Below are 24,191 nucleotides of genomic sequence, written 5' to 3'. Positions count from 1 at the left end.
AATGGCCAAATTCCGGATCGTCGGCATCAGTTTCGATCACATGCATATAGGTGACTTGCTTCGGATGGTGCACGATCATCCAGACGCTGAAATCGCCGGTATATTCGATCCTGATTGGGACAAGATGAAGGCAGCGGCAACGGCCTTCAGCGTTCCCGAAGATCGGATCTTTACCGACTTCGACACATGCATGGCTGCGGGACCCTACGACATGGCAATTCTTTGTGTGGCAACGGCTCAGCATGCGGAATATACCGAACGTCTGGCCTCTTACGACCTGCATGTTTTTGTCGAAAAGCCTTTTGCCGCATCTTCTGATGATGCGCGCCGCATGATGGCTGCAATGGATAGGACCGACAAGCAGTTGATCATCAACTGGCCTTTGCGATGGGTCGAAAGCCATGTGACGGCCAAACGGTTGATTGATGACGGGATGATCGGCGACCTGCACGAAGTGCATTTCTACGACGGAAATCGCGGACCTCTGTACCATCTGGCCGACAAGGTCGAAGTCACCCCGGACGAGGTTGAGCGTCAGAAACCGAACTCATGGTGGTATAAGCGGGCATCGGGCGGTGGGTCGCTGTTGGATTACCTTGGCTACGGCGCGACGCTTGGAACCTGGTATATGGGGGGCGAGGAGCCGATCGAGGTGACATGCACAGTCGATGAGACACCGGGGATTGAGGTCGATCAACACGCCATTGCCGTTTGCCGTTATGAAACCGGGCTCTCAAAAATGGAAACGCGCTGGGGCACCTTCACCGACCCGTGGACAACGCAACCTCAACCAACTTGCGGATTCGTCTTTGTGGGCACAGACGGCACCATTTCATCGCCCGATTATGCCGATCACATAACGGTTCAAACCCGCACACGACCTGACCGGCACGAGATACCAGTGACTCCGCTACCGTTAGGTGAACGAAATGCGATTGAGTACGTCCTTGACTGCATATCCAGAGAAGTCCCGGTCAAAGGGCCACTGGATCCAGCACTTTGCCTGACAGCGCAACGGATCGTCGATACAGCGCTCCGCTCGGCATATGAAAAACGAACACTTCGGTTACTCGCATGACCTCAGACAGTGCCAATACAGACCAGTACGCACTAAAATCTGCTCATCTGCACGAAATCGATGCGCCGGATCTGCAGTATCTTCCACCAATGCCTCGACGCTATGAACCCCGGATCGGGGTTATTGGTACGGGTGGGATTTCTGCAAGCCATCTTGATGCCTACCGAACAGCAGGCTGGGACGTCGCCGCAATCTGGAACCGTACGCGCTCAAAGGCTGAAGAGAAAGCTGCTGAATACTGCCCCTCTGCACGCATCGAAGATGACTGGGAGGCGCTTCTTGCCGATAGCGAGATCGACGTTGTCGATGTCACGCTGCACCCCGAACATCGTGTGCCAATCATCAGAGCTGCCCTGCAAGCAGGCAAACACGTGCTCAGCCAGAAGCCTTTTGTTACCGACCTCGATCTGGGTAATGACCTTGTGAAGCTGGCAGATGATCAAGGCGTTAAACTAGCGGTAAACCAGAACGGTCGTTGGGCCCCGCACCTGTCCTGGATGCGTGAGGCGGTTTCAGCCGGATTGATCGGTGATGTTCTGTCGGCCCATATCTCAATTCACTGGGATCACAGCTGGACTGCAGGTACCCCGTTTGACGAAATCGACCAGCTGATACTTTACGACTTTGGAATTCACTGGTTCGACTTTCTTGCGTCTCTTGTCGGAGATAGAGCAGAAAGCGTCTTTGCAGCTGCTACATCTGCACGCGGCCAGGCCAACAAAGTGCCTCTGATGTCGCAGGCTCTGGTTCGTTTGGACCAAGGCCAAGCAAGCCTGGTTTTTGACGGGGGCGTTCCCTTTGGGCCTCGCGATACAACATACGTTGCAGGTACGACCGGTAGCCTGACATCAGTTGGACCGGATCTGTCGACGCAATCTGTGACACTTGAGACAGCGCATGGCATTGCGCGGCCTGCACTCGAAGGACAATGGTTCAACGACGGGTTTCGTGGCGCCATGGGGGAGCTTCTTTGTTCAATTGAAGACGACCGAGAGCCCTCAACATCTGCAAGAACCAACCTAAAATCATTGGCCATCGTTCTCGCCGCGGTTGCTTCGTCTAAACGCAAAAGGGAGGTCGAGATAGGAAGCATTAGGCTCAGGACACATAGCGAATAGATGACCAAAGCGGCGAGAGCGATTTCTGAGAGGAAGACTTTGAGACACCTGTCGAACCGCGTCGCCAGTCCTTCAATCTGCCAAACATGATCTCAATCCGATTGCGACGTTTGTAGCGGCACTTGTCGTATCGGACAGTTGTCTTGCGCTGTTTGCGGCCTGGGATGCACGCGCGTATCCCTTTGTCTTTCAACGCTTCTCTGAACCAATCGGCATCATATCCGCGCTCACCCAGCAACCATTCGACATTTGGCGGGCTGCTGACCAATGCCCTCGCGCTAATGTAGTTGCTGACCTATCCGGCAGTGACAGACAGATCCCAGGGGCTTCATTCGCCATTGTGCTTGAACCAATAGCGCAAAGGGGCTCATCTGTCACAAACCGCATGCAACTTTGTGTTCATGCCGCCCTTGGTGCGCCCGATCAGACATGTGCACCGCTCATTTGAACGCGATGATTCACGCAGCCAAACGGAAATCAATGGGCCTAAATTGTTGTTGTCGCGTGATGTCTTCCACTGAAGCAGAATATACTCCAGCATAGTCCGCGCAGTCTCCAGACCGGTTGCTGAGCAAAAGATTGGTGATGTCCTCAGCCGCGTTCTGAGCATGAGCTTGAACGGCAGTAAATCCTGTAAGAAGCGCGCTGAATGTCAAAACACTCACTCGCATGGTTCGATCTCCTTAGGGTTTTCAGAAATCCAAAAAATGTTGCTCGATGGGAGTTGATGTCAGTCATCCTATCCTCAAAACGCGACGCGGTCCCCTCCTTTCAAGCCCAGGATTTCTCTCGCTTCATCGGGAGTTGCGACCTGACTGCCTTTCTCTCACCGAAGATTCAGGCCGCGATTCTCGACGGCACCCGGCCGCCCGAACTCACACTCAAGCGTCTGGTCAGCGTTACCCACGCACTTGATTGGGCCGAACAGGAATGTCGTTCGACTTTTGACACCTCAAGAACCGGCCTCCCAGATACAGGGTTCGCCCTCCCAGATACAGGGTTCGCCCTCCTTGATCCGTGGGAACAATTCCCTGCTCCACCTTTTTGGGAATTTGCAGCATAGACCTCTGAAAAACATACATTTCTGAGAGGAGAAACTCTGGGTTCCAGACCCATCTCACGAAAATTCCCTGTAAATTGCCGGGTATCAGGGAAATCCCTCCCAAAGCGACCCCGCCAAAATGCGCCACTGAGACTGAGGCCTGAATTGCGTTCTGAGTGTACGGTTTGCTCCGTCTCTGATTGAAAGCGCATGCGCCAACTCGCGGGAATTGCGACTCAATTCCGGGTCAGAAAACACAACTGAAGTGAGACAGGTATGAGTGGCGGTGCTGCCAGACTAATTCGAACCAGTCTCAGTGTGCCGCGGGATCCGCAATTCTTATCCGGAACAAAGTTGACGCCACTCGCTAAGAGCGGCGGCGCGGGTCAGCTTGAAGGTGTCTCGGCTGGTGAGTGATCTTTCTTGGTTGAAGTGGTTTTAGACGGAAGAATGAACGGCAGCGAATTTCTGTAAACTTCGCATGCGCCTGAACCGTTGCATCGCGCGTTCGCGTCGTCGAAACGGAAGATGCGAGTTCTCGACGCGGTTGTTGAGCCACCTGCCCGTCTGTTGTTTTTCGAGCGCGCCCATTTCTCTGAGCGCAGCCTTGTAGGAAGCGAAGCGATCTGTGACGATCTCTTCGGCGCAACCGTGCCGCTTCATCAGTTTCCTGAGGAATTTCAGTGCTACAGCTTTGTTTCGGCGCTTGGAGACAACGGCTTCCAGCACCTCGCCTTCATGATCTACGGCCCGCCAGAGGTAGTACCTTTTGCTATTCACCTTCACAAAAACTTCGTCCACGTGCCACTTCCATTTCGAAAATGCCCACAGTTTCTGGACTCGCTTCCGCCTTATCTCAGCAGCAAACATCGGGCCGAACCTGTTCCACCAATACCGGACAGTTTCGTGGCTCACGTCGATGCCTCGTTCATGCAGCAGATCTTCGACATTCCGAAGCGAGAGCGGAAATCGAATATACAGCATCACAGCAAGGCGGATGATCTCGGGACTGGTCTTGAAGTTTTTAAAAGAGGCAGGTTTGGTCATGTGCAAAAACTACGCAACCGCCCTGCCCCGCTCAAGCAAAGTTCTTCTGACAAGACCTGCAAGGGGTGTCACTTCACTCCCGCGAAGAGTATTTGTTTCTTGCGATCTGCATCCCTTTGACACAAATCGAAATCGTTCTCATGCAAAAAACCCTGAGGGGAGGGCGCAACTAAAAAATGCCCATAATCATCTCGGCCTGCGACTAGCGCAACCAAAGTCTTCACGCCGTTTTGCTGTTTCATTGAGGGCTTTATGAAACGCAACGCCGCACCAATGCGTCTATCGTCTGTGTTATTGGGCCCTGATGCGTGAAAGAGATGCCCGTGATGCATGGATGCCTGCCCCGCACGCAATTCGGCAGCGACCGCATCTTTTTCCTTCACATCGACTGCGATTTCCTGCCCTCGTGACAACAGGTTGTTTTCGCTGAAGGTGTCCACGTGAGGCACGATACGGCTTTTATGGCTGCCAGGAACAAACCTCATACACCCGCTTTGCTCAGACGCTTCTGAAATCGCAACCCAACAGGTTACCTCTTCAGCATCATCCAAACCCCAATAGGTCAAGTCTTGGTGCCACGAGACTATCTTTGATGATCGCGCTTCTTTTACGAAAAGTGCTCCGCTCCAAACCATGAGGTCCGGCCCTAACACTGTTGAAGCAGCCTCAATCAGCTTCGGATGGCGAAGAAGTGCATCGAATGATGGTATTAGCCTGTCCGGATAAGAATATAGAAGCTTGAGTTTCTCCGGGTCGTCTCTGAGAATGCGCTCTGCTTTCTCAAAACCATCGCGCAGCGTTTGGACCTCGGAAGCTGTCAGGATATCCAGCGGCGCTACGAAACCGTCTCTTTCATAAGCCTTTGCAGTATCACGCATTCGTCTATCCATCGTCATTTTCCGGAAACGTTAACTGTACCTTCATTGATTGGCTTCGATCAGACGCGACCTCAAAGGCAGTGACAACCTCGCCAACTTCGAAGGAATGCGTCACCAACTGGTCGACGTTTATTAGTCCGCTTCTCATCATCTCGACCGCGACTGAGAACTCGGAATGGAAACGGAAAGACCCGCGAAGCACTATCTCTTTTGAAGTCAACGCTTGCATCGGCACTGTCATATCTCCGCCCAGACCAAGCTGAACCAATGTTCCACCCGGTCGCAAGCATGCGACTCCAGAAGCCAGAGCAGATTGAGCCCCGGAACACTCCAGTTGGACATCAATCTGGCCCTTGTCCTTTTCAAACGTCTCCAGTTTTTGCGGATCGGCGTAAGTGTTGATGGCATCGTCTGCCCCGCATTCACGCGCCAAAGCGAGGGTCTGGTCCGAGATATCGGTCGCCACTATTCTGGCCGCCCCTGAACGACGTGCTGCCAAGATCGTGAGGCAGCCGATCGGACCGCATCCCGTGATAAGTACAGTTTTACCTAAGAGGCTCCCAGCTTGTTTAATCGCGTGCAAACAGACCGCCAGAGGTTCGGCCATAGCGGCCTGCGCGGGGCTCAACCCATCTGCCGGAACACATTGACCTGCTTTTGCCACGAGTTTGCTTTGAAAAGCGCCTTGGATATGCGGGAACGGCATCGCGCTGCCATAGAACTTCATATCAAGACAGTGGTTTTGCTGCCTGTTCAGACAATAAATGCAGGCTTGGCAAGGGCGGGATGGAGAAACTGCAACGAGTTGACCTGAGTGCACCCCCTGCACACTTGACCCAACTTTCACGATTTCCCCGGCGACTTCGTGTCCAAGTACCATCGGTTGACGCAACTTTATCGCACCGAAACCACCGTGGTTGTAGTAATGCAGGTCAGATCCGCAAATCCCACCCGCGCGCATGGCAATCAAGACTTCGTCTGGCCCCACATCGTGTACGTCTCGGTTTTCCAACCTCAGATCTTTTGCGGCATGGATAACAACAGCAACACTGGCCGAAGACATTGCACAGACTCCCTATACAGATTGCCAAAAGATACGGATAGTCGGTGCTGACAACCAAGGGGTTTTTGCATGACGCTTGAAATGTTCAACCTAAAGGGAACACGCGCACTAGTAACAGGCTCTAGCCAAGGCATTGGATTTGCGTTGGCCCGTGGCTTGGCTGCCGCCGGTGCTCAGGTCGTTTTGAACGGGCGCGACACCGCGAAGCTAGCGGCAGCAGCATCCGAGTTGAGGGAAACAGGCGCCTCGGTACGTGAACTTTCGTTCGATGTAACCGATCATGAAGGTGTCCGATCTGCCGTGGACAACTTTGAAGAGTACGCCGGCCCCATAGACATCCTGATAAACAACGCCGGAATGCAACACAGGACGGAGTTACAGGATTTCCCCGCTGAAGCGTTCGAGCGCCTACTACAGACAAATGTTGCGTCCGTCTTTCACGTCGGTCAGGCTGTGGCACGGCACATGATTGAAAGAAAGTCAGGCAAGATCATTAACATTGCTTCGGTTCAATCCGCATTAGCAAGACCGGGTATTGCGCCTTACACGGCGACAAAAGGCGCCGTGACCAACCTTACAAAGGGAATGGCAACTGATTGGGCTAAATATGGTCTAAACTGCAATGCCATTGCGCCTGGATATTTCGATACACCTTTGAACGCCGCATTGGTTGCTGACCCAGAGTTCAGTGCATGGCTTGAGAAACGCACCCCAGCCGGTCGCTGGGGCAATGTAGAAGAACTTGTCGGCGCCGCCATATTCCTTGCCTCCCCTGCATCCAGTTTCGTCAATGGACATACTCTCTACGTTGATGGCGGAATAACGGCGTCACTTTGATTTGTGTCTTTCAACCGTCTGCTAGGTACGACTGACGCAGGTTTCGTTTAAAGCGCCGACGCCAAAGCAATCACCACAACAACCATCAATGAAGCCGCCATCGCAAAGTTGATCCTTTGATGTGAACTCTCACTTAAATCAAGGCTGCCCAGCTTTGCGCCAGCACCCAGCCAGATCATGTGAACTGGCACCCAAATCATATTGAATACTACGATTTTTATGACGACCTCCCAAACGGGCGCATCGGGCATAAAGGCAAACCCTGAAAACAATGCAGTGCCGACCACGTAAGCCTTGGGATTAATGAACTGAAGTGTCAGCCCGTTCGCAAAACCAAGTGGCGAGACCGCGGGGGAAAACCCGACCTTTGAGCCAGCGCTTGCAATACGCCAGGCGAGAAATCCCAAATACCCGACAGAGGCAAATAGCAGCAAAGTTCTAAGTACCGGTATAGCCAAAGCTACTGCAGCGACTCCAGAAACAACCAACATCATGTTGATGAACCCGCCCAGCATCAAACCGGCCACAAAAGCGAGCCCAGCTCGAAAACCAAATGCTGATCCAATACCCGCAGTTGTCAAAACACCTGGGCCAGGCGTAATCAACAGAAAGAAAACCGCAACGGCAAATTCAAACACTGTTCAGATTGGCCTTTTACAGATCTCTGCATTCCGGCACAGCTGTGATCACCGATCCGTCCTTAAGGTGTTGCAGGAGATTGTCGACAGTTAGGTCACCCATAGCTGCACGCGTCTCAATAGTCGCGCTACCAGCGTGAGGGAGCAGAACGACATTGGACAGCTCGCGCAATGCTTTTGGAACACGCGGTTCGTCCTCGAAAACATCAAGCCCTGCCCACCCGAGCTCACCGTTTTGCAATGCATTAATGAGGGCAGTTTCGTCGACGATCGAACCTCGACTAACGTTTATCAGAGTGCCGCCTGCCCCCAACGCGTGCAGCACCTCAGCGTTGACCAGCTTGTTGGTCGAAGGACCGCCGGGCGTGATGCATATGAGGACGTCCACATGTTCTGCCATTTCAACCAAATTGTCGAAATACGGGTACGGGACATCCTTTTGATTGCGGGTGTGATAAGAAATTTCGGGGGCCCACGGCTCCAACTTATCAACGATCGCCTGACCAATGCGACCAAGACCAAGAATGCCTATCTTTTGATTGTCCGCTGATCGCGTCAAAGGGGCATTACCTTCAACTTCCCACCGTCCGGACCGAACGTAATCATCGTCACGTATGAGCTCTCGATAACATGACAGAAACAGCAGAACGGCGGTGGTAGCGACTTCTTTGTTCAAAACATTGGGTGTGTGCGTAACAACAATCCCACGCTCAACCGCAGCATTTGCGTCGACAGCGTCGTAACCGACCCCATAGACACTGATCATCTTCAGGTTACTGAGTGATGTCATCAGGTCATGGGGAACACCATCATGTCCGTTCGTTACAATATGCGTAACACTTTCAGCGTTGAAATTGTCCAATTGATGAATGTCGAACGCTGCGGACAGGCGCTCTCGCATCCGTTCAGTGATCCCTCCGATTTGCAACAAGTCAGTCATCTTGACCAACCTTTTGCCGCTGAACACCAAGCCCATCGATGCGAAGCTCCATGACGTCGCCTTTTTTCAGATAAATTGGCTCCGGTTTGATCCCCATTCCAACACCGGGCGGTGTTCCAGTTGAAATTACGTCACCGGGGTGCAGTGTGAATAGTTGGCTTAGATGCTCTATGATCTCGGTAACGGAAAAGATCATCGTAGCAGTATTCCCGGTTTGCATGCGCTGACCGTTTACATCCAGTGACATTCCAAGGCTTTGAGGATCAGGCACCTCATCCCGGGTCACTAGCCACGGGCCGGTAGGGCCAAATGTGTCGCACGATTTTCCTTTGGTCCATTGACCGGTCAGTTGAGTTTGAAAATGCCTTTCCGACACGTCATTTACGATGCAATAGCCCGCAACATATTCGAGTGCGTCGGCCTTGGAAACGTATTTGGCCGTCTTACCGATGACGACCCCTAGTTCGCATTCCCAGTCGGTATGTGTAGACCCCCGCGGCATAACAACATCGTCATAGGCACCTATGACGGCTGAGTTTGCCTTGAAAAAAAGGATCGGATGCTCGGGAATATCTGCGCCGGTTTCTGCAGCATGGTCCGAGTAGTTCAATCCGATGCAAAGAAATTTACCGATGTCACCGACACACTGTGCGATACGAGGATCACCCTCCACAATTGGCAGGTTACTCGGATCTAATGAGCGCAGACTATCAAGAGTTCCGTCATCTAAAATCTCGCCGGTGATATCATTGATGTGAGCGGACAGATCCCGCAAATGCCCCTCAGAGTCGACCAGGGCAGGCTTTTCCGAGCCCTCGGCTCCGTAACGAACTAGTTTCATTTCTTTTCCTTTTAGTGATTGTCGCGTGGCATGAAGCCTCGCGCAATATCGCGGTAGTTTTCTGCACCTTTGAGCGTCATACCGCGATCCAACCGATCTACTTTTTCGCGAAATATTTCCTGCCACGGGGATTGGTTGGGCGGCATTGAATACCCACCTTTTGCCTCCAGATCGCGGGCGCGTTCATGCAGTTCTTCAAGCGAAACCAGCATATCTGCTGTGCCTTTGCCTAGATCGATGCGCAGTCGGTCGCCAGTTCGCACCAAGGCCAACCCACCGCCCTCTGCTGCTTCGGGTGAAGCATTCAGGATAGACGGGCTTCCTGATGTGCCGGATTGCCGGCCATCACCGATGCAAGGAAGAGCTTCGATGCCTTGTTTCAACAAATATGCAGGTGGACGCATGTTCACGACCTCTGCGGCACCTGGGTACCCTCTTGGTCCTGCTCCGCGCATAATCAGAATACAGTTTGCGTCTATTTTTTCTGCGGGATCATCGATCCGATGGTGAAAATCCTCGGGCCCATCAAACACAACCGCCCTGCCCTCAAACGCATTTGGATCATCCGGGTTCGACAGGTAGGTCTCTCGAAATGCCTTTGAGATCACAGATGTCTTCATAATCGCACTCTCGAACAGGTTGCCCGAGAGATTGATGAACCCCGCCTGTTGCTTAACTGGGCTACTGACAGGCTTGATTACGTCGCTATTCTGAGACCGGCGCGTCGAGCAGTTATTGCCCATCGTCTTACCGTTCACCGTTATCGCATCGGGATGCGGCAGCAATCCAGCATCAAGAAGCTCTCCGACAACGGCGGGTACACCTCCGGCCTGTTGGTAATCTTCGCCCAGATACTCACCCGCTGGCTGCATGTTAACCAACAGAGGAACGTCGTGGCCAAGTTTCTGCCAGTCATCGTTGGTCAACGGAACACCAAGGTGCCGAGCGATCGCATTCAGGTGGATCGGCGCGTTCGTCGATCCGCCAATCGCAGAGTTGATAACAATCGCATTCTCAAAAGCCTGACGTGTCATCACATCGCTGGGGCGTAAATCCTCCCAGACCATGTCCACAATGCGTCTACCTGTTTCATAACTGATTTGACCGCGCTCTCGATACGGGGCAGGTATGGCTGCTGATCCCGGCAATTGCATTCCCAAGGCTTCAGCAAGCGAATTCATGGTCGTTGCTGTCCCCATCGTATTGCAATAACCCACCGAAGGTGCCGCGGCGGCTGCGATCTCCATGAACTCATCGGTGTCGATTTCATCAGCCGCAAGGTCTTCGCGCGCTTTCCAAATAACCGTTCCTGATCCGGCGCGCTCACCTTTCCACCAGCCGTTGAGCATTGGGCCGACCGACAGCGCAATCGCTGGGATGTTGACGGTCGCAGCGGCCATAAGAAGAGCGGGCGTTGTCTTGTCGCAACCAATGTTCAGAACAACGCCATCAATCGGGTACCCGAATAGACTCTCAACGAGGGACAGATAAGCTAGATTGCGGTCGAGAGAGGCCGTTGGCCGTTTACCGGTCTCTTGTATCGGGTGGACTGGTATTTCGATGCACGTTCCCCCGGCAGCGATGATTCCGTCGCGAACGCGTTTGGACAACTCGATATGATGCCGGTTGCAGGGGCTCAAATCACTCCCGGTCTGAGCAATCCCAATGATCGGCTTGCCTGATTGCAGTTCTGCGCGGGTCAACCCGTAATTCAGGTATCTTTCTAGATACAATGCCGTCATCTCAAGGTTCTCAGAATTCATGAACCACTTGCGAGATCGCAGATCATTTTTTGATATTTTAGTCATTGGCCTGACCATCCCCCGTCAATTATGTGCGTGTGTCCCGTGGTGAATGCACTTTCATCGCTCGCCAGATAGACGACCAATGCAGCAATCTCTTCTGCCTTCGCTACACGCCCCATAGGCTGACGCGCCACAAATTGTGCAAGGGCTTCTTCTCTGCTGCCCAGTTGCTCTCCCAACGCATCTACGCGGTCACGCCAACTGGGACTGTCGACTGTTCCCGGACAAATGCAATTGCACCGAATTCCTTGTGTTATGAAGTCCACGGCTACTGATTTAGTCAGCCCAACAACAGCAGCCTTTGTCGTTCCATATACACAACGATTTGGCGCACCGATTATGGAACCCAGTGCGGAAGACATATTGATTATCGAGCCTCCTCCGCGCTCTAGCATCCCCGGCAATACAGCCTTTGTCGTGCGCACCATTGAGCGCACATTAAGGTCCATGGCGAAGTCCCATTCTTCATCGGTCGCATCCAGAATCGTTCCGTGATGCACGAACCCGGCGCAGTTGAACAAAACGTCCGGCTTCGCTCGCGCAACCCCATGATGAATACTGTCATTATTCGTCACATCCATCTCGAAAATTTCGAGATTTTCGTGATTCTGATCGCGAATCAAATTTAAACTTCCAGGGTTAATATCCGTCGCATAGACTTTCGCACCCTCTCTTGCCATCGCAATTACGCTTGCAAGTCCGATCCCTTGCGCGGCGGCTGTGACCAGGACGTTTTTTCCCTTAAGTCTCTCTGACATATATATTTTCCGACCCTAAAAGTGGCGACTGGACAAGTGTTACTTCGTCCCACAGATCAACCGAGAAGCAGAGAAACCTTGGCGGATTTGCAACGACTTCTGGCATGTGGGCCCAGAGCCGTTAGCGTATGACAGAGATTTTGGTTTGGCCATAACCATGCGTGGCGCACCTTCGGAAGGACAGAGGATTATGAGCAAGCAGTTCAAAGTAGCTCTATTGGGAACCGGCCTGATGGGCGCTCCTATGGCGAGGAATATTTTGCGCGCCGAATTTCCGCTAACCGTATGGAACCGCAGCTTGAAAAAGGCAAAACCGTTGACGGCAGAAGGCGCGACATTGGCGGAAACTGCCCCGCTGGCGGTTTCGGGTGCAGACGTAATAGTAACCATGCTGTCGGATGGGTACGCGACCGGCGCGCTACTTTCTGACGAGGCTTTCCGCGAACAACTCAAACCGGGGATGATCTGGATTGATATGTCCAGCGCTAAACCCGAACACGCCAGAGAGCAATCCGCGCAATTATCCTCGATGGGGGTGCAGCATCTGGACGCCCCGGTTTCCGGTGGCACCAAAGGTGCCGAAGCTGGCACCCTTGCGATCATGGTCGGTGGTGATAAGGACGTTATGGAGCGCGTGCGACCGGTTCTGACAGCAATAGGCCGGCCTGTGCATGTTGGCCCAAGTGGTTCCGGTCAATTGTGCAAATTGGCCAATCAAACAATTGTCGCTGTGACAATATCTGCTGTCGCCGAAGCGACACTACTGGCTCAGCAAGGCGGTGCAGACCCATCCGCGTTGAGGGCCGCGCTGAAGGGGGGCTTTGCGGATAGCATTATTTTGCAACAACATGGCGAACGCATGTCTGACGGAAATTTTGTACCCGGAGGTTTGTCTAAGTTTCAAATAAAGGATTTGGACAACACACTAGAGGAAGCGCGCAGCCTTCGCGTTGAGCTACCCAGCACCCAATCTGTGCGCGACCGTTTCGAATATTTGATAAACGAAATGGATGGGGCTGAGCTGGATCATTCGGCCTTGTATTTGGAACTTAAAAAACGGAACGGGATGCTGTGACGAGGATCCTTGTGTTAGGCGGTGGAGGAATGCTGGGCCAGAAACTGGCTCATGGAATTTCGACCCAAGAAACTTTTGGACCAGAAGCCCAAATCTCACTGTTCGATCTCTCGTTCCCGCTCGACAGTGCGCCAGGTAAGCAAATTGTGGGGAACTTGACTGCGCCAGGCATCGCCAAGTCTGTTGCAGCTCAGCGCCCGGTCGTCATATTCCACCTTGCAGCTATCGTTTCAGGCCAAGCTGAGAAAGACTTTGCGTTGGGCTGGGATGTCAACCTTATGGCGACCTGGGCACTGCTGAATGCACTCAGAGATGAACACGCAGCATCAGGAGGCGAGTACACGCCTCGTCTGGTTTTTGCCTCGTCCATAGCAGTTTTCGGAGCACCGTTCCCTGAAAAGATTGGCGATGAGTTCCTCTCGGCACCTTTGACCAGTTACGGAGCGCAGAAAGCAGCGTCTGAGTTGATGATCACGGATTTCAGCAGGAAAGGATACATCGACGGTATTTCCTTGCGCTTGCCCACTTTGTGTGTACGCTCGGGCAAGGCCAACGCTGCCGCTTCTTCCTTCTTTTCAGGTATAATCCGAGAGCCACTGAATGGAGATGAGGCTGTCTTACCAGTTGCCGTAACTGTTCGCCACTGGCACGCCAGCCCCCGCGCCGCTGCGACTTTTTTGACCCATGCAGCAACACTGGACACGCAGCTTTTGAATGACAGACGCGCATTAAACATGCCGGGCGTAAGTTGCACCGTCGCCGAACAAATCGAAGCGCTGCGCGATGTGGCCGGTCAAGATGCAGTTGGCCTCATCAGGCGAGAACCCGACGAGGCAATCGAACGAATAGTCAAGAATTGGCCGCGCGACTTTCAAACAGATCGCGCTCGAGAGTTGGGGTTCAAGGCGGAATCAAGCTTCGACGAAATCATTCAGGTGTATTTGGAAGACGATTTTCGGCTTTAGTCGCCCATCGTCTTTCCAGTTAGGTGGCGTTTCAGATGATCGTGAATCTTTTCTCGTGTTAACTGCTCATCCCCTGACAATGCTGCTTCAAGTATATCGGCATGGTGTCTTATGTTTTGAGAAATGAACTCAAAGTTCCGATCTGCCACCATCAATTGCTGTCTGAATTGCGCGTAAGCTCGGCTATGCATTTGTTTTAAGGTTTCCGAGCCACAGGCAGAAATAAGCGTTTGGTGAAACTCCTTCTCCGAGGCAAACCATATCTCGATAAGGCCGCTCGGGTCGTCTGTGGAGTGTATGCGTTTTTCGATATGGCTAAGTTTGTGATGAGCGGCCGTCAATCTTGCTTCCCAATCCACTCCGCCATTGCGGATCGACATCGCAGTGCCTTCGGCCTCCAACAAAACACGGACGTGTGTCAATTCGATAAGCTTCTGCGGCGAACGCATCGGCACGCGGAAACCTTTTTGTTCCTGAAAGTCCACCAATCCAACAGCGGCCAAACGAAAAAGGACTTCCCGAACCGCACTCGCAGAACAGCCATACTCATTACGAAGTTCTTCGGCTCTCACCTTGGCTCCATGCTCAAATCCATTAGAGATTAGGCGCATTTTAAGGTCTTGATAAATATCGATTTCTTCTTTCATCCAGGTATGCGCCTTCAATTTTTGTCCAAGTAGCGTCGTAAGCAATTTTTCGAATTTATGCAATAATCTCGAAATTTTTAGAAATTTCAAATTTTTCTTGTTGCATTCGATTCGTCGGCTTAACGTCTATCTGCGTGACAGCAGCGGAGGCGACAAGATCTCCCACTAAGCGCAATGCTCAACGTCTGGGAGGACACCATGAAAATAGTCAAGACAGCGGCCGTGGCGGCCGTAGCCACGACAATGGCAGCCGGTTTCGCGATGGCTGAAACAACGAAACTTAGAATTCAAACCCATTTTTCGCCCGAAACTCTTTCTGGTCAGATGGCTGCAAAATTCGTTGAAGACATTCAGGAGATGTCGAACGGCGAAATCGAAGTTGAAATGTTCTATTCCTCTTCAGTGGTCAAATCAGTTGAAACCTTCGATGCCGCTGCTACGGGAATTCTGGACTGCGACATGACGGGCGGCGGCTATCAGACCGGTAAAAATCCGGCCTTCCAGTTTGCGGGCGACCTGCTCGGCGGGTATCAGAACCCATATCAGCAAATGGCTTGGCTTCTTCATGGCGGCGGAAGAGAAGCTGTGAATGATCTATACAACGGCTACGACATGGAGTTCATCGGATGGTGGATTCCCGGGCCGGAGTCGCTTTCTTCGACCAAACCGATTGCAAAAGTGGACGACTTCAAAGATTGGAAATTCCGCTCCCCTCCAGGCCTTGCGACCAAAGTGTTCGCGGAACTTGGTGCTTCTCCGATCGTTATGGACTTCAACGAAATCTTTACGGCTTTGGAAACCGGTATCATTGATGGCGCGGATGCCGCGAACCTGACTAACAACGTGGGACTGGGTCTGTACGAGATCGCAGGTCACACAAACTATCCCGGTTTTCACTCGATGCCGGCAGATCACCTAGCCTGTCGCAAAGAAGTTTGGGAAGCTATGCCTGCGCACCACAAGAAGATCATGGAAGTCGCAATGGATAGCTTGGCATTGCACAATGCCACAATCAATGAAGTGCAGAACGCTCAGACTGCAAAAGACCTGAAAGCAAAAGGTGTTCAGTTGTACGAATGGTCGCCTGAAGACCTGGCAGCGTATCGCGCGGCCGTTCAGGTCGGTTGGACTGAATTCGCGACGACCCCTGAGGCACAGGCGCTTTTGGAAAGCCACATCAACTTCCTGCGTGACCTGGGAGCAATGCAGTAGTCAGGCTTCGACCGAATTACGACGCACGGAGAGGCCGCACTAGCGGCCCCTCCGGATTGGCGCCGGGATCCAGAACTTCATGAAAATCAACAGAATAATAAGTCACATACTGCAGTACGACATGCCGGAAGTTCTGGGCTACTCGCAACAGTATTATGACAAGCGTACAACCCATCTGGTCGAGATTCAGACAGATGAAGGGGTAACCGGTTGGGGGGAGTGTTTTGGTCCCGGAAACGTAGCCATTGCCAACAAGTCTATCGTAGAAAAGGTAATCCAACCATTGGTCCTTGGCATGGACCCTTTGGACAAAGACGTGATCTGGCACAAGGTGTACAACCTTCTGCGAGACCATGGCCAAAGCGGAATGCCAATACAGGCTTTGTCCGGTGTGGACATCGCACTTTGGGATATCACCGGCAAAATCTCTGGCCTCCCCCTCCATAAGCTTGTCGGCGGCGCGCATCGCACAAGCGTTCCTTGCTACGGCTACGGCATGATGCTTCGGGATGAACCGATTTCTAGTCTGGCCAGCCGTTTTGAGGAGGAAGCCGCAAAGATCAAAGAAATGGGATTTACCGCCACCAAAATGAAAACGGGCTTTGGCCCGAAGCCTGATGTGAAGCTGTGCGAAGCAGTTCGACGCGGAGTTGGTGACGACTTTCCTTATATGGTCGATGCAAACCATGCTTATACGACTTCGGACGCATTTTTTGTCGGTCGGGCGTTGGAAGAACTGGACGTATATTGGTTCGAAGAACCTGTCGCGCCAGAAGACATTGACGGGTACCGCGAATTGCGCACTTCGCTGAAAGTCAACATCTCGGGCGGGGAGGCAGTTTTCAATCGCTGGGCTTGGCGCAATCTTCTTGAAAATCGCGGCATCGATATAGCGCAGCCAGAAGTATGCGCTTTGGGCGGTGTTTCAGAGTATCTCAGGATTCTAGCACTATGCCACGCACATTTCACTCCGGTCGTAAATCACGTCTGGGGTAGCGCCATCGCTGTCGCGACTAATCTGCATTTACTGGCGGCCATGCCCCCAATTCCAGGCGGCTTGCATCCTTGGGAACCGATGCTGGAGTTCGATACGACGGACAACAAGTTTCGGGACGATCTGCTGACCGTACCGCTGGAAATTCAAAATCAGGTCAAGGCCAACAACGGCCGTGTCATGATCCCGACTGGCCCCGGACTGGGGGTCGAGCCGGATCGAGACTTTATCGATCACTACAGGATCGAAGGATAGGGACGAGGGTTACGCGATGCACAAGAATTCAGGCGGACCAATTGAATGGCTCATACCGTTGGCCTTCGTCGCGACTGCCAGTTGGCTTGTTTGGCATCTCCCGGCATTCCTATTGGATTGGCTGCCTTACACCTCTGAATCCCTCAAAAGCCAGGTAACGGAAATATATCTGCGCAGCGACGTCACGCCCGAATTACCTGGCGTGTTCGGGGGGTATGTCGACATCATCGACATGGCCGCGCTCGTCCTTCTACCGTTTCTTGCAGTGTTTGGCACCAAGACCGTGCGCCCAGCGACAATGGAGTTCGAAGGCTCGACGGTTATGGATCGTTTCGCCCTGTTCATAGGCCGAGTTACCATGATGATGATCGCAATCATGACTGTCGTCATGCTCTACGAAGTCTTCATGCGTTATATCCTGGAAAAGCCGACCGAGTGGGCCAACGAAATGACACTCTGGTTCGCCAGCTTTGTGTTTTTGATGTCTGGCTACTACGCCATGCAACAACGCAGTCACATTCGAATATTCCTGCTGTACGACGCAGTTCCACGTTGGCTTCAGCGTGTTTTTGATACGGTTTCGACAATCCTGATCGTACTGTTTGCCTTCTTTCTGGTCTACGGCAGCTACAAACAGGTGTTCGTCAACAAGCTCTATAAATGGGAGCTTTATGGCTCCGCCTTCAATCCTCCGATCCCGGCGACGTTGCAGCCGATGGTGCTGATCGTGATTACGCTCGTCGCAATGCAAGCAATTTTGAACTTGATCGCGGATTGGAACAAAGAACCGGAAATCCACACAGATGAACCGGACGAAGACGAAATTGAAATGATCAAACGAGCGGTGGGACAAGACTGATGGATATTGGAACAATCTCACTCATCCTGATGGTCGCCCTGATCGTGCTTCTGGCGATCGGAATGCCCTTGGGTCTGGCCTCGGCTTCTCTTGCTGTTCTGGTTCTGGTCCTGAAGTTTGAACCGACACTGCTTTTGAACCCGTTTTCATTCGGCGACGGGGTTCTCACCGGTCGGCCAGGCACTGGGCCGCTCTATATCCTGGCGCAGAAGATATACGGGCTCTTAACGGACTACGTGCTCATATCAGTTCCATTGTTTATCTTCATGGCGTCGCTGCTAGAGCGGTCCGGGATCGCGCGGGACATGTATTCGTCGTTGAATGTCTGGCTGTCCAGAACACGCGGCGGCATCGCAATCGTGACCTCGATCATGGCGGTGATCATGGCGGCCATGTCCGGCATCATCGGCGGTGAGGTTGTCCTGCTGGGCCTTATCGCCCTGCCCCAGATGCTGCGCCTCGGCTACGATCAGAATCTCGCGATCGGCGTCATCTGCGCCTCGGGGTCGCTTGGCACTATGATCCCTCCCTCGATCGTTCTGATCATCTATGGGCTGATCACCGAAACCTCGATCAAGTCGCTGTTCACCGCGTCTTTCATTCCCGGCTTCATGTTGGCCTCAATGATCATCCTGTACATCATCATCCGCACGCAGTTGAATCCTCATCACGCTCCGCTGCCGGAGCCGGACCCGAACGACCCCGAACCGGCTGAAAAACGCAAACTGTTTGGGGCTTTCATGAGCATCGTCGTCGCCGGATTTTCCACCGTTCTGTTTATCCGGGCTGCGTTCTTCGAGCTTTCCGGATCAAACGCTGCCAGCCAGGGTGAACCAGCGCGGCTGGGGACAGCTGACTACCTGCCCTGGTTTGCCGGCATCACGATCGTCGCCCTACTGCTGATCTTCTTCGTCTTTGGCAGAGAGCGCGCCAAAATAGGGTGGGAAATGGGCAAAGGCCTCGTTGCACCGCTGGTCGTCATCGGCGTCGTTCTCGGCTCGATCTATGGCGGGATCACAGGCATCACCGAGGCAGCAGGCATGGGCGCCTTCGCCGTCCTGATCATCGCTATCCTGCGGGGCGAGGGATCGTTTGAGCTGGTTTGGGACAGCTTGATGCGGACGTTAAAATCCACAGGTACCATTATCTGGGTTACGATCGGGGCCGCCGCGCTGGCGGGTGCCTACACCATTGCTGGCGGGCCCCAATACGTGGCCGACCTGATCGTCGGCCAGGAGCTGCCGACCATGCTGGTCATTCTGGTGATGATGCTGATCTTGCTGTTCATGGGCGCATTCATGGATTGGGTCGGCATCGTTCTGTTGATCATTCCGGTCTTTTTACCGATCGTCCTGCGCCTTCCCATTGAGGAAATCGGGGTCTTTGGCCAGCTAGAGCCGAGTCATGTCGCCATCTGGTTCGGCGTCGTGTTCTGTATGAACATGCAGGTCAGCTTCCTCTCGCCACCTTTCGGACCGGCCGCGTTCTACCTGAAGTCGGTAGCCCCGCCGCATATCAGCCTGACGGATATCTTCCGCGGCTTCCTGCCATTCATCGGGATCCAGTTGCTGGCGCTTTCCGTTCTTCTGATCTGGCCGGGCATCATCGCGCTGCTGTTGTGAGGTTGCACCCATGCTGACACAAGATCAGATTGGCAAGTTCCGGACGGACGGATACCTCGTGGTCGAGGATGTAATTCCCGGCGATGTCCTGGATCGGGTACAGGCCGAATACTCGGATGTCCTGAACCGGCTCTATGACGGTTGGTACAACAAAGGGCTGGTCAAGAACGAGCCGTCGAGAATGACCTTCTGGGACAAACTTCTGTCCGCCTATCAGGCCGGTTGCGACTATTTCCAGCCGCTGGACATCTCGCTGCCCGGTGATCGGATCATGGCGGACACACCGTTACATATTGGGCCCGCAGTGTTCGACTTGCTGACGGCCCAGCCCATGCTTGACGTTGTCGAGCAGTTGATCGGGCCAGAGTTGGTCAGCAATCCGATCCAGCACGTTCGGCTGAAGCCCCCTGCCCTTAAGCTGTGCAAGGACGAGGTGCGCGCGCATATCACCGCAACGGACTGGCATCAGGACCGGGCGGTTGCGTTGGAGGATGCGGACCAGACCGACATGGTCACGGTTTGGATTGCCGTCAACGATGCAACGGTTGAAAACGGCTGCTTGCAAGTGCTGCCAAAGGCACAAGACCAATCAATCCTGCCGCATTGCGCGCGGACACAGACAGGCATTGCCGACGGGTTCATTGACGAAGGCCGAGCCGTGCCCCTTCCTGTCAAGGCAGGCGGGATCATCCTGTTTCACCCTCTGACGCCACATGCTTCGCTGGTCAATGAAACGGACCGGTTCCGCTGGTCGTTCGACATCCGCTTCAGTGCGACAGGCCAACCCACCGGTCGAGATCATTTCCCCAGCTTCATCGCGAGGTCCAGATCGCACCCCGAAACCGAGCTGCGAGATTGGCGCGTCTGCAAGTCCAATTGGGAAGCGGCACGAGCAAGGCTGTCCGGACAGCCGCATATAGATATTCACCGGTGGACATCGGACTCGCCGTTCTGCGCCTAGCTGCTGCCGCCAAGAAAGCTGATTATGACTTTTGTACGTTTAGATCGAATGGATAGCGTGGTGGTTGCAACTCGGCCGCTGGAGGCCGGTAGTATGGTCGAAGATGTCTCGACCAATGCGCGCATCCCTTCGGGACACAAGGTCGCCACGCGTATGCTTGCACCCGGTGATCCGGTCAGAAAATACGCCCAGATTATCGGTTACGCCACCCAACGGATCGAACCTGGCGACCATGTGCACACCCACAATATCGAGTTCCGTAATACCAGCGTGGACTACGAGTTTGCGACGGACCACCGGCCCATGAAACCCGCCACCTCGGTCGATACGTTCATGGGCTACCACCGGGACAACGGTCGGTTCGGTACGCGCAATTACATCGCGGTTCTGACCACCGTGAACTGTTCGGCGACTGCGGCCCGCATGATTGCCAACCACTTCACACCGGACAAGCTGGCAGAGTTTCCGAACGTCGACGGCGTGGTTGCCTTTGTCCACGGAACGGGCTGCGGAATGGCCGACTCTGGCGACGGTTTCGAAGCTCTTCAACGGGTCATGTGGGGGTTTGCGAAACATCCCAACCACGCTGCTGTTCTGATGGTCGGTCTGGGCTGCGAGATGAACCAGATCGACTGGCTGTTGGACGCGTATGGGCTGAAGCAGAGCCCCACCTTCCATACGATGAACATCCAGAACGTCGCCGGATTGCGCCGGACCGTGGAAATGGGCATCAGCAAGATCAACCAGATGCTGCCCCTTGCCAATGAGGCGCGGCGCAGCGAAGCCCCGGCGTCCGAACTGATGGTTGCGCTGCAATGCGGTGGATCGGACGCTTGGTCAGGTGTGACCGCGAACCCTGCGCTCGGACATGCCTGCGACCTGTTGATTGCCCAAGGCGGCACAGGTGTCCTTGCGGAAACGCCCGAAATCTATGGAGCCGAACACCTTTTAACCCGCCGCGCCCTTGGTCGTGCAACTGGGGACAAACTGATCGGACTGATCGATTGGTGGCAAGACTATACCGCTCGCAATCACGGTTCGATGGACAACAACCCAAGCCCCGGCAACAAGCAAGGCGGTCTGACGACCATCCTTGAGAAATCGCTGGGGGCAGCGGCGAAGGGCGGAACCACCCCTTTGACCGGTGTATTCAAATACGCCGAACCCATCACCGCCAAAGGCTTCACCTTCATGGACAGCCCCGGATATGACCCGGCCTCGGTGACCGGGCAGATTGCGGCCGGGTGCAACCTTGTGTGCTTTACCACGGGGCGCGGCTCTGCATTTGGGTCCAAACCGGCACCCACGCTGAAAATCGCTACTAACTCTGAGTTGGCAGCGCGCATGCCCGAAGACATGGACGTGGATGCGGGCGACATTCTGACCAAAGGTACCAGCGTCGAAGAAAAAGGACGGGAAATATACCAACGGCTGCTCCAAGTCGCCTCGGGCGCGCGGACCAAGTCCGAGGCGCAGGGCTTGGGTGACTACGAATTCGTTCCCTGGCAAATCGGAGCGGTGATGTGAAAAGGATCCTTGTAGCCGGCGGTGGGTTGATCGGTATCCGCCACGTCCGCGCCGTGATTGAGCATCCCGGCTGTATGTTGGTCGGGTTGGCCGATCCAGATGGCTCGATCAAGATAGACGTGCCGCGTTTTGCTAGTGTGGACGAGGTGCAGGACCCGGTGGATGGCGTCATCATTGCGACGCCGACCCGTCTGCATGCAGAACATGGCATTCTGGCCGCATCCCGCGGTTGGCACATGCTAATCGAAAAGCCGGTTGCCGCATCAGTCGATGATGCCCTGCGCCTGAAGACGGCCGTTCGCCAGGCTAATGTCCGCAGCCTTGTAGGCCACCATCGGCGTTATCACACAACCTTGCAGCAACTGAAAGAGGTGATCGCGCAAGGTACGATCGGACAAGTTATCAACGTCTCGTTGCTGTGGGCCATGCGCAAACCCGAGAGTTATTTTGAACAGAACTGGCGGACTTTCGATGGCAGCCCAGTCATGATCAACCTGGTGCATGATATCGATGTCATGCGCTTTGTGATCGGAGAAATCTCAGATGTCGTCGCCCTGCCTGGCGCGTCGATCCGCGGATCAGATCGGATAGAAAGCGGGGCTATCGCGATCGCGTTCGAAAACGGCGCAACGGGCACTATCAGCTTTGCCGACACCGCACCCAGCCCTTGGGGGTTTGAGGCCGGAACCGGCGAAAACCCGAATATCGGCACAACCCGACAGGACATGATGTGGATCACTGGAACCAAGGGCGCTGTAAGTTTTCCTTCCATGACCCTGTGGCGTGGAAAGGATTGGGGCACTGCGGCCCAAAAAGACCAACTTCTACGACCGAAACAGAAACGCGAGCCGCTGGAGGCCCAGTTGGATCACTTCCTTGACGTGATCGACGGCGCCTCACCGTTGATCGACGTCGAGGATGCGGCCCGGACGCTCGAGGTCACATCACGGATAGAACAGGGGCTAAAAGCGCGGTCAGCTCGAGCGCGGGCACCGACCTGAAGGAAATCCGGCCCCGGCGAAGAACCGGGCCACCCAAAAACCTATAATTACACGCCGGGCAATATGAGCATCCGAACTTCAAAACCGCCCGCGCCAGACACAAGAATGAAAACCAGAGACATTTACGGAAAGGGAAACCAATGAGCAAACCATCAATCGGGTTTATCGGCTTGGGACTAATGGGCGGAGCCATGGTGAACCGACTGTTGGACCAAGGATACTCGGTCACGGTATTGGGAAACCGCGACCGCACATACCTGGACGCCGCGATTGACCGAGGAGCCCGCGAGATGGAAAACGCCCACGAACTGGCTCAGGCCAGTGACATCGTGATGCTGTGCATGGGTACCTCCGAACAGGTCGAGGGCCGTATGCGCGGTGCAGATGGAGTGATTTCGGGATTGAAACCCGGGGCGATCGTCATCGACTTTGGCACCTCGCTTCCAGGCAGCACACGCGCCTTGGCCGAGGAGGTTGCCGCAGCCGGCGGAAGCTATCTTGATGCGCCGCTTGGCCGTACGCCTTCGCACGCGCTAGAGGGCAAGCTCAACATTATGACTTCCGGCGACAAGGCTGCCTTTGACAAGGCCGAGCCGACACTGAAAGACTTGGGCGAAAACGTTTTTTACCTTGGGCCCGTTGGGTCCGGACACACGATCAAGCTGATCAACAACTTCTTCGGAATGACCGTCGCGAACGCAATGGCCGAAGCCTTTGCCATGGCAGATATTACCGGTGTTGACCGCAAGCAGGTGTATGACGTTATGGCCGCAGGGCCGCTGCATTCCGGAATGATGGATTTCGTCAAAGCCTACGGCGTCGAGGATGACCCAAATCAGCTGGCCTTTGCCATCAAGAACGCGGCAAAAGACCTTGGGTATTATGACCGCATGGCACACGAGGCAGGCGTTACCAGCGTGATGTCGCAGGGCGCGCTTTCGGCGCTGATTGACGCGCGCGACCACGGTCAGGCGGACGACATGGTCAGCCAGATGGTTGACTACTACGTCAAGCGTTTCAACACCTGA

The 24,191-nt window shown here is 54.0% G+C and carries 21 protein-coding genes and 3 pseudogenes; 14 read left to right on the top strand and 10 right to left on the bottom strand.

Translation table 11 applies throughout. From position 1 onward, the window contains the following. Position 1: 1 nt before the first annotated feature. Positions 2 to 1,078 (top strand): Gfo/Idh/MocA family protein, encoded by a 1,077-nt coding sequence (locus AC2FIM_RS10075; protein ID WP_271946177.1) that lies wholly within the window; start codon positions 2 to 4, stop codon positions 1,076 to 1,078. Further along, complete coding sequence (locus AC2FIM_RS10070) at positions 1,075 to 2,196, top strand: Gfo/Idh/MocA family protein (protein WP_496689790.1); 1,122 nt, start codon at positions 1,075 to 1,077, stop codon at positions 2,194 to 2,196. The genes AC2FIM_RS10075 and AC2FIM_RS10070 overlap by 4 nt, the downstream gene beginning before the upstream one ends. On the opposite strand, the pseudogene AC2FIM_RS10065 reads toward AC2FIM_RS10070, so the two are convergent. After that, positions 2,187 to 2,623: pseudogene (locus AC2FIM_RS10065) on the bottom strand (transposase); the annotation flags it as partial. The gene AC2FIM_RS10070 and the pseudogene AC2FIM_RS10065 sit on opposite strands and share 10 nt — an antisense overlap. Before the next feature lie 222 nt (positions 2,624 to 2,845). On the opposite strand from AC2FIM_RS10065, the gene AC2FIM_RS10060 reads away from it, so the two are divergent. Beyond that, entirely contained in the window at positions 2,846 to 3,259 is a 414-nt protein-coding gene (locus AC2FIM_RS10060) for a hypothetical protein (protein WP_496677343.1), read from the top strand. 318 nt (positions 3,260 to 3,577) lie between these two features. Here AC2FIM_RS10060 and AC2FIM_RS10055 read toward each other — a convergent pair. From AC2FIM_RS10055 to AC2FIM_RS10045, 3 genes and pseudogenes are all read right to left on the bottom strand, one after another. Beyond that, positions 3,578 to 4,285, bottom strand: a pseudogene (locus tag AC2FIM_RS10055) (IS6 family transposase). 68 nt (positions 4,286 to 4,353) lie between these two features. Further along, positions 4,354 to 5,163 (bottom strand): phytanoyl-CoA dioxygenase family protein, encoded by an 810-nt coding sequence (locus AC2FIM_RS10050; protein ID WP_246097144.1) that lies wholly within the window; start codon positions 5,161 to 5,163, stop codon positions 4,354 to 4,356. A 4-nt stretch (positions 5,164 to 5,167) separates the two neighbouring features. Further along, on the bottom strand, positions 5,168 to 6,226 hold the full coding sequence (locus AC2FIM_RS10045; RefSeq protein ID WP_142634748.1) for an L-idonate 5-dehydrogenase: 1,059 nt from the start codon (positions 6,224 to 6,226) through the stop codon (positions 5,168 to 5,170). Positions 6,227 to 6,295: 69 nt separating this feature from the next. Here AC2FIM_RS10045 and AC2FIM_RS10040 point away from each other — a divergent pair, with 69 nt between their 5' ends. Further along, the gene (locus AC2FIM_RS10040; protein ID WP_271946167.1) at positions 6,296 to 7,063 is read left to right on the top strand and encodes an SDR family oxidoreductase; all 768 of its coding nucleotides are present in this window, start codon (positions 6,296 to 6,298) and stop codon (positions 7,061 to 7,063) included. Between the two features lie 47 nt (positions 7,064 to 7,110). Here the strand turns inward: AC2FIM_RS10040 and AC2FIM_RS10035 are convergent, their stop codons facing one another. From AC2FIM_RS10035 to AC2FIM_RS10015, 5 genes are read right to left on the bottom strand one after another with little or no spacing between them, the layout of a single operon-like run. Beyond that, the gene (locus AC2FIM_RS10035) at positions 7,111 to 7,701 is read right to left on the bottom strand and encodes a LysE family translocator (RefSeq protein ID WP_271946164.1); all 591 of its coding nucleotides are present in this window, start codon (positions 7,699 to 7,701) and stop codon (positions 7,111 to 7,113) included. Positions 7,702 to 7,717: 16 nt separating this feature from the next. Next, the gene (locus tag AC2FIM_RS10030) at positions 7,718 to 8,641 is read right to left on the bottom strand and encodes a 2-hydroxyacid dehydrogenase (RefSeq protein WP_281994834.1); all 924 of its coding nucleotides are present in this window, start codon (positions 8,639 to 8,641) and stop codon (positions 7,718 to 7,720) included. Next, the gene (locus AC2FIM_RS10025; protein ID WP_281994835.1) at positions 8,634 to 9,482 is read right to left on the bottom strand and encodes a fumarylacetoacetate hydrolase family protein; all 849 of its coding nucleotides are present in this window, start codon (positions 9,480 to 9,482) and stop codon (positions 8,634 to 8,636) included. The genes AC2FIM_RS10030 and AC2FIM_RS10025 overlap by 8 nt, the downstream gene beginning before the upstream one ends. A gap of 11 nt (positions 9,483 to 9,493) precedes the next feature. Next, the gene (locus tag AC2FIM_RS10020; protein WP_271946154.1) at positions 9,494 to 11,290 is read right to left on the bottom strand and encodes an IlvD/Edd family dehydratase; all 1,797 of its coding nucleotides are present in this window, start codon (positions 11,288 to 11,290) and stop codon (positions 9,494 to 9,496) included. Next, positions 11,287 to 12,045 (bottom strand): SDR family oxidoreductase, encoded by a 759-nt coding sequence (locus AC2FIM_RS10015; RefSeq protein WP_271946151.1) that lies wholly within the window; start codon positions 12,043 to 12,045, stop codon positions 11,287 to 11,289. The genes AC2FIM_RS10020 and AC2FIM_RS10015 overlap by 4 nt, the downstream gene beginning before the upstream one ends. Positions 12,046 to 12,235: 190 nt before the next feature. Here AC2FIM_RS10015 and AC2FIM_RS10010 point away from each other — a divergent pair, with 190 nt between their 5' ends. Continuing rightward, on the top strand, positions 12,236 to 13,120 hold the full coding sequence (locus AC2FIM_RS10010) for an NAD(P)-dependent oxidoreductase (protein ID WP_496708046.1): 885 nt from the start codon (positions 12,236 to 12,238) through the stop codon (positions 13,118 to 13,120). Further along, a complete protein-coding gene (gene denD, locus AC2FIM_RS10005; RefSeq protein ID WP_496731979.1) occupies positions 13,117 to 14,085 on the top strand; it encodes a D-erythronate dehydrogenase in 969 nt (322 codons plus the stop codon). Before AC2FIM_RS10010 ends, denD begins: the two co-directional genes overlap by 4 nt. Here denD and AC2FIM_RS10000 read toward each other — a convergent pair. Further along, positions 14,082 to 14,732, bottom strand: coding sequence for a GntR family transcriptional regulator (locus AC2FIM_RS10000; RefSeq protein ID WP_271946146.1), 651 nt, complete (start codon positions 14,730 to 14,732; stop codon positions 14,082 to 14,084). The two genes, denD and AC2FIM_RS10000, sit on opposite strands and share 4 nt — an antisense overlap. 198 nt (positions 14,733 to 14,930) lie before the next feature. Here AC2FIM_RS10000 and AC2FIM_RS09995 point away from each other — a divergent pair, with 198 nt between their 5' ends. From AC2FIM_RS09995 to AC2FIM_RS09960, 8 genes and pseudogenes are all read left to right on the top strand, one after another. Continuing rightward, on the top strand, positions 14,931 to 15,944 hold the full coding sequence (locus AC2FIM_RS09995; protein WP_142635164.1) for a TRAP transporter substrate-binding protein: 1,014 nt from the start codon (positions 14,931 to 14,933) through the stop codon (positions 15,942 to 15,944). A 79-nt stretch (positions 15,945 to 16,023) separates the two neighbouring features. Beyond that, positions 16,024 to 17,193: a mandelate racemase/muconate lactonizing enzyme family protein gene (locus tag AC2FIM_RS09990; RefSeq protein WP_142634768.1), complete on the top strand. Its 1,170-nt coding sequence runs from the start codon at positions 16,024 to 16,026 to the stop codon at positions 17,191 to 17,193. Positions 17,194 to 17,209: 16 nt separating this feature from the next. After that, a complete protein-coding gene (locus tag AC2FIM_RS09985; protein ID WP_282027517.1) occupies positions 17,210 to 18,052 on the top strand; it encodes a TRAP transporter small permease subunit in 843 nt (280 codons plus the stop codon). Next, positions 18,052 to 19,674, top strand: a complete 1,623-nt coding sequence (locus AC2FIM_RS09980; protein ID WP_142634770.1) for a TRAP transporter large permease — start codon at positions 18,052 to 18,054, stop codon at positions 19,672 to 19,674. Before AC2FIM_RS09985 ends, AC2FIM_RS09980 begins: the two co-directional genes overlap by 1 nt. 10 nt (positions 19,675 to 19,684) lie before the next feature. Beyond that, entirely contained in the window at positions 19,685 to 20,635 is a 951-nt protein-coding gene (locus AC2FIM_RS09975) for a phytanoyl-CoA dioxygenase family protein (RefSeq protein ID WP_271946140.1), read from the top strand. A gap of 24 nt (positions 20,636 to 20,659) precedes the next feature. Continuing rightward, positions 20,660 to 22,162 (top strand): UxaA family hydrolase, encoded by a 1,503-nt coding sequence (locus AC2FIM_RS09970; RefSeq protein WP_271946137.1) that lies wholly within the window; start codon positions 20,660 to 20,662, stop codon positions 22,160 to 22,162. Continuing rightward, positions 22,159 to 23,163 (top strand): Gfo/Idh/MocA family protein, encoded by a 1,005-nt coding sequence (locus AC2FIM_RS09965; protein ID WP_496677358.1) that lies wholly within the window; start codon positions 22,159 to 22,161, stop codon positions 23,161 to 23,163. Before AC2FIM_RS09970 ends, AC2FIM_RS09965 begins: the two co-directional genes overlap by 4 nt. Positions 23,164 to 23,261: 98 nt before the next feature. Further along, positions 23,262 to 24,191, top strand: a pseudogene (locus AC2FIM_RS09960) (NAD(P)-dependent oxidoreductase); the annotation flags it as partial.

The sequence above is a fragment of the Ruegeria sp. CDSC052 genome (genome assembly GCF_059610685.1).
The sequence above is the reverse complement of the archived record's forward strand: the minus strand, read 5'-3'. Positions and strand labels throughout refer to the sequence as shown.

Coding starts and splice junctions, on each gene's coding strand:
- AC2FIM_RS10075 (WP_271946177.1), top strand. CDS start 2: ATGGCCAAATTCCGGATCGTCGGCATCAGTTTCGATCACATGCATATA.
- AC2FIM_RS10070 (WP_496689790.1), top strand. CDS start 1,075: ATGACCTCAGACAGTGCCAATACAGACCAGTACGCACTAAAATCTGCT.
- AC2FIM_RS10060 (WP_496677343.1), top strand. CDS start 2,846: ATGTCAAAACACTCACTCGCATGGTTCGATCTCCTTAGGGTTTTCAGA.
- AC2FIM_RS10050 (WP_246097144.1), bottom strand. CDS start 5,163: ATGCGTGATACTGCAAAGGCTTATGAAAGAGACGGTTTCGTAGCGCCG.
- AC2FIM_RS10045 (WP_142634748.1), bottom strand. CDS start 6,226: ATGTCTTCGGCCAGTGTTGCTGTTGTTATCCATGCCGCAAAAGATCTG.
- AC2FIM_RS10040 (WP_271946167.1), top strand. CDS start 6,296: ATGACGCTTGAAATGTTCAACCTAAAGGGAACACGCGCACTAGTAACA.
- AC2FIM_RS10030 (WP_281994834.1), bottom strand. CDS start 8,641: ATGACTGACTTGTTGCAAATCGGAGGGATCACTGAACGGATGCGAGAG.
- AC2FIM_RS10025 (WP_281994835.1), bottom strand. CDS start 9,482: ATGAAACTAGTTCGTTACGGAGCCGAGGGCTCGGAAAAGCCTGCCCTG.
- AC2FIM_RS10020 (WP_271946154.1), bottom strand. CDS start 11,290: ATGACTAAAATATCAAAAAATGATCTGCGATCTCGCAAGTGGTTCATG.
- AC2FIM_RS10015 (WP_271946151.1), bottom strand. CDS start 12,045: ATGTCAGAGAGACTTAAGGGAAAAAACGTCCTGGTCACAGCCGCCGCG.
- AC2FIM_RS10010 (WP_496708046.1), top strand. CDS start 12,236: ATGAGCAAGCAGTTCAAAGTAGCTCTATTGGGAACCGGCCTGATGGGC.
- AC2FIM_RS10000 (WP_271946146.1), bottom strand. CDS start 14,732: ATGAAAGAAGAAATCGATATTTATCAAGACCTTAAAATGCGCCTAATC.
- AC2FIM_RS09995 (WP_142635164.1), top strand. CDS start 14,931: ATGAAAATAGTCAAGACAGCGGCCGTGGCGGCCGTAGCCACGACAATG.
- AC2FIM_RS09990 (WP_142634768.1), top strand. CDS start 16,024: ATGAAAATCAACAGAATAATAAGTCACATACTGCAGTACGACATGCCG.
- AC2FIM_RS09985 (WP_282027517.1), top strand. CDS start 17,210: ATGCACAAGAATTCAGGCGGACCAATTGAATGGCTCATACCGTTGGCC.
- AC2FIM_RS09980 (WP_142634770.1), top strand. CDS start 18,052: ATGGATATTGGAACAATCTCACTCATCCTGATGGTCGCCCTGATCGTG.
- AC2FIM_RS09975 (WP_271946140.1), top strand. CDS start 19,685: ATGCTGACACAAGATCAGATTGGCAAGTTCCGGACGGACGGATACCTC.
- AC2FIM_RS09970 (WP_271946137.1), top strand. CDS start 20,660: ATGACTTTTGTACGTTTAGATCGAATGGATAGCGTGGTGGTTGCAACT.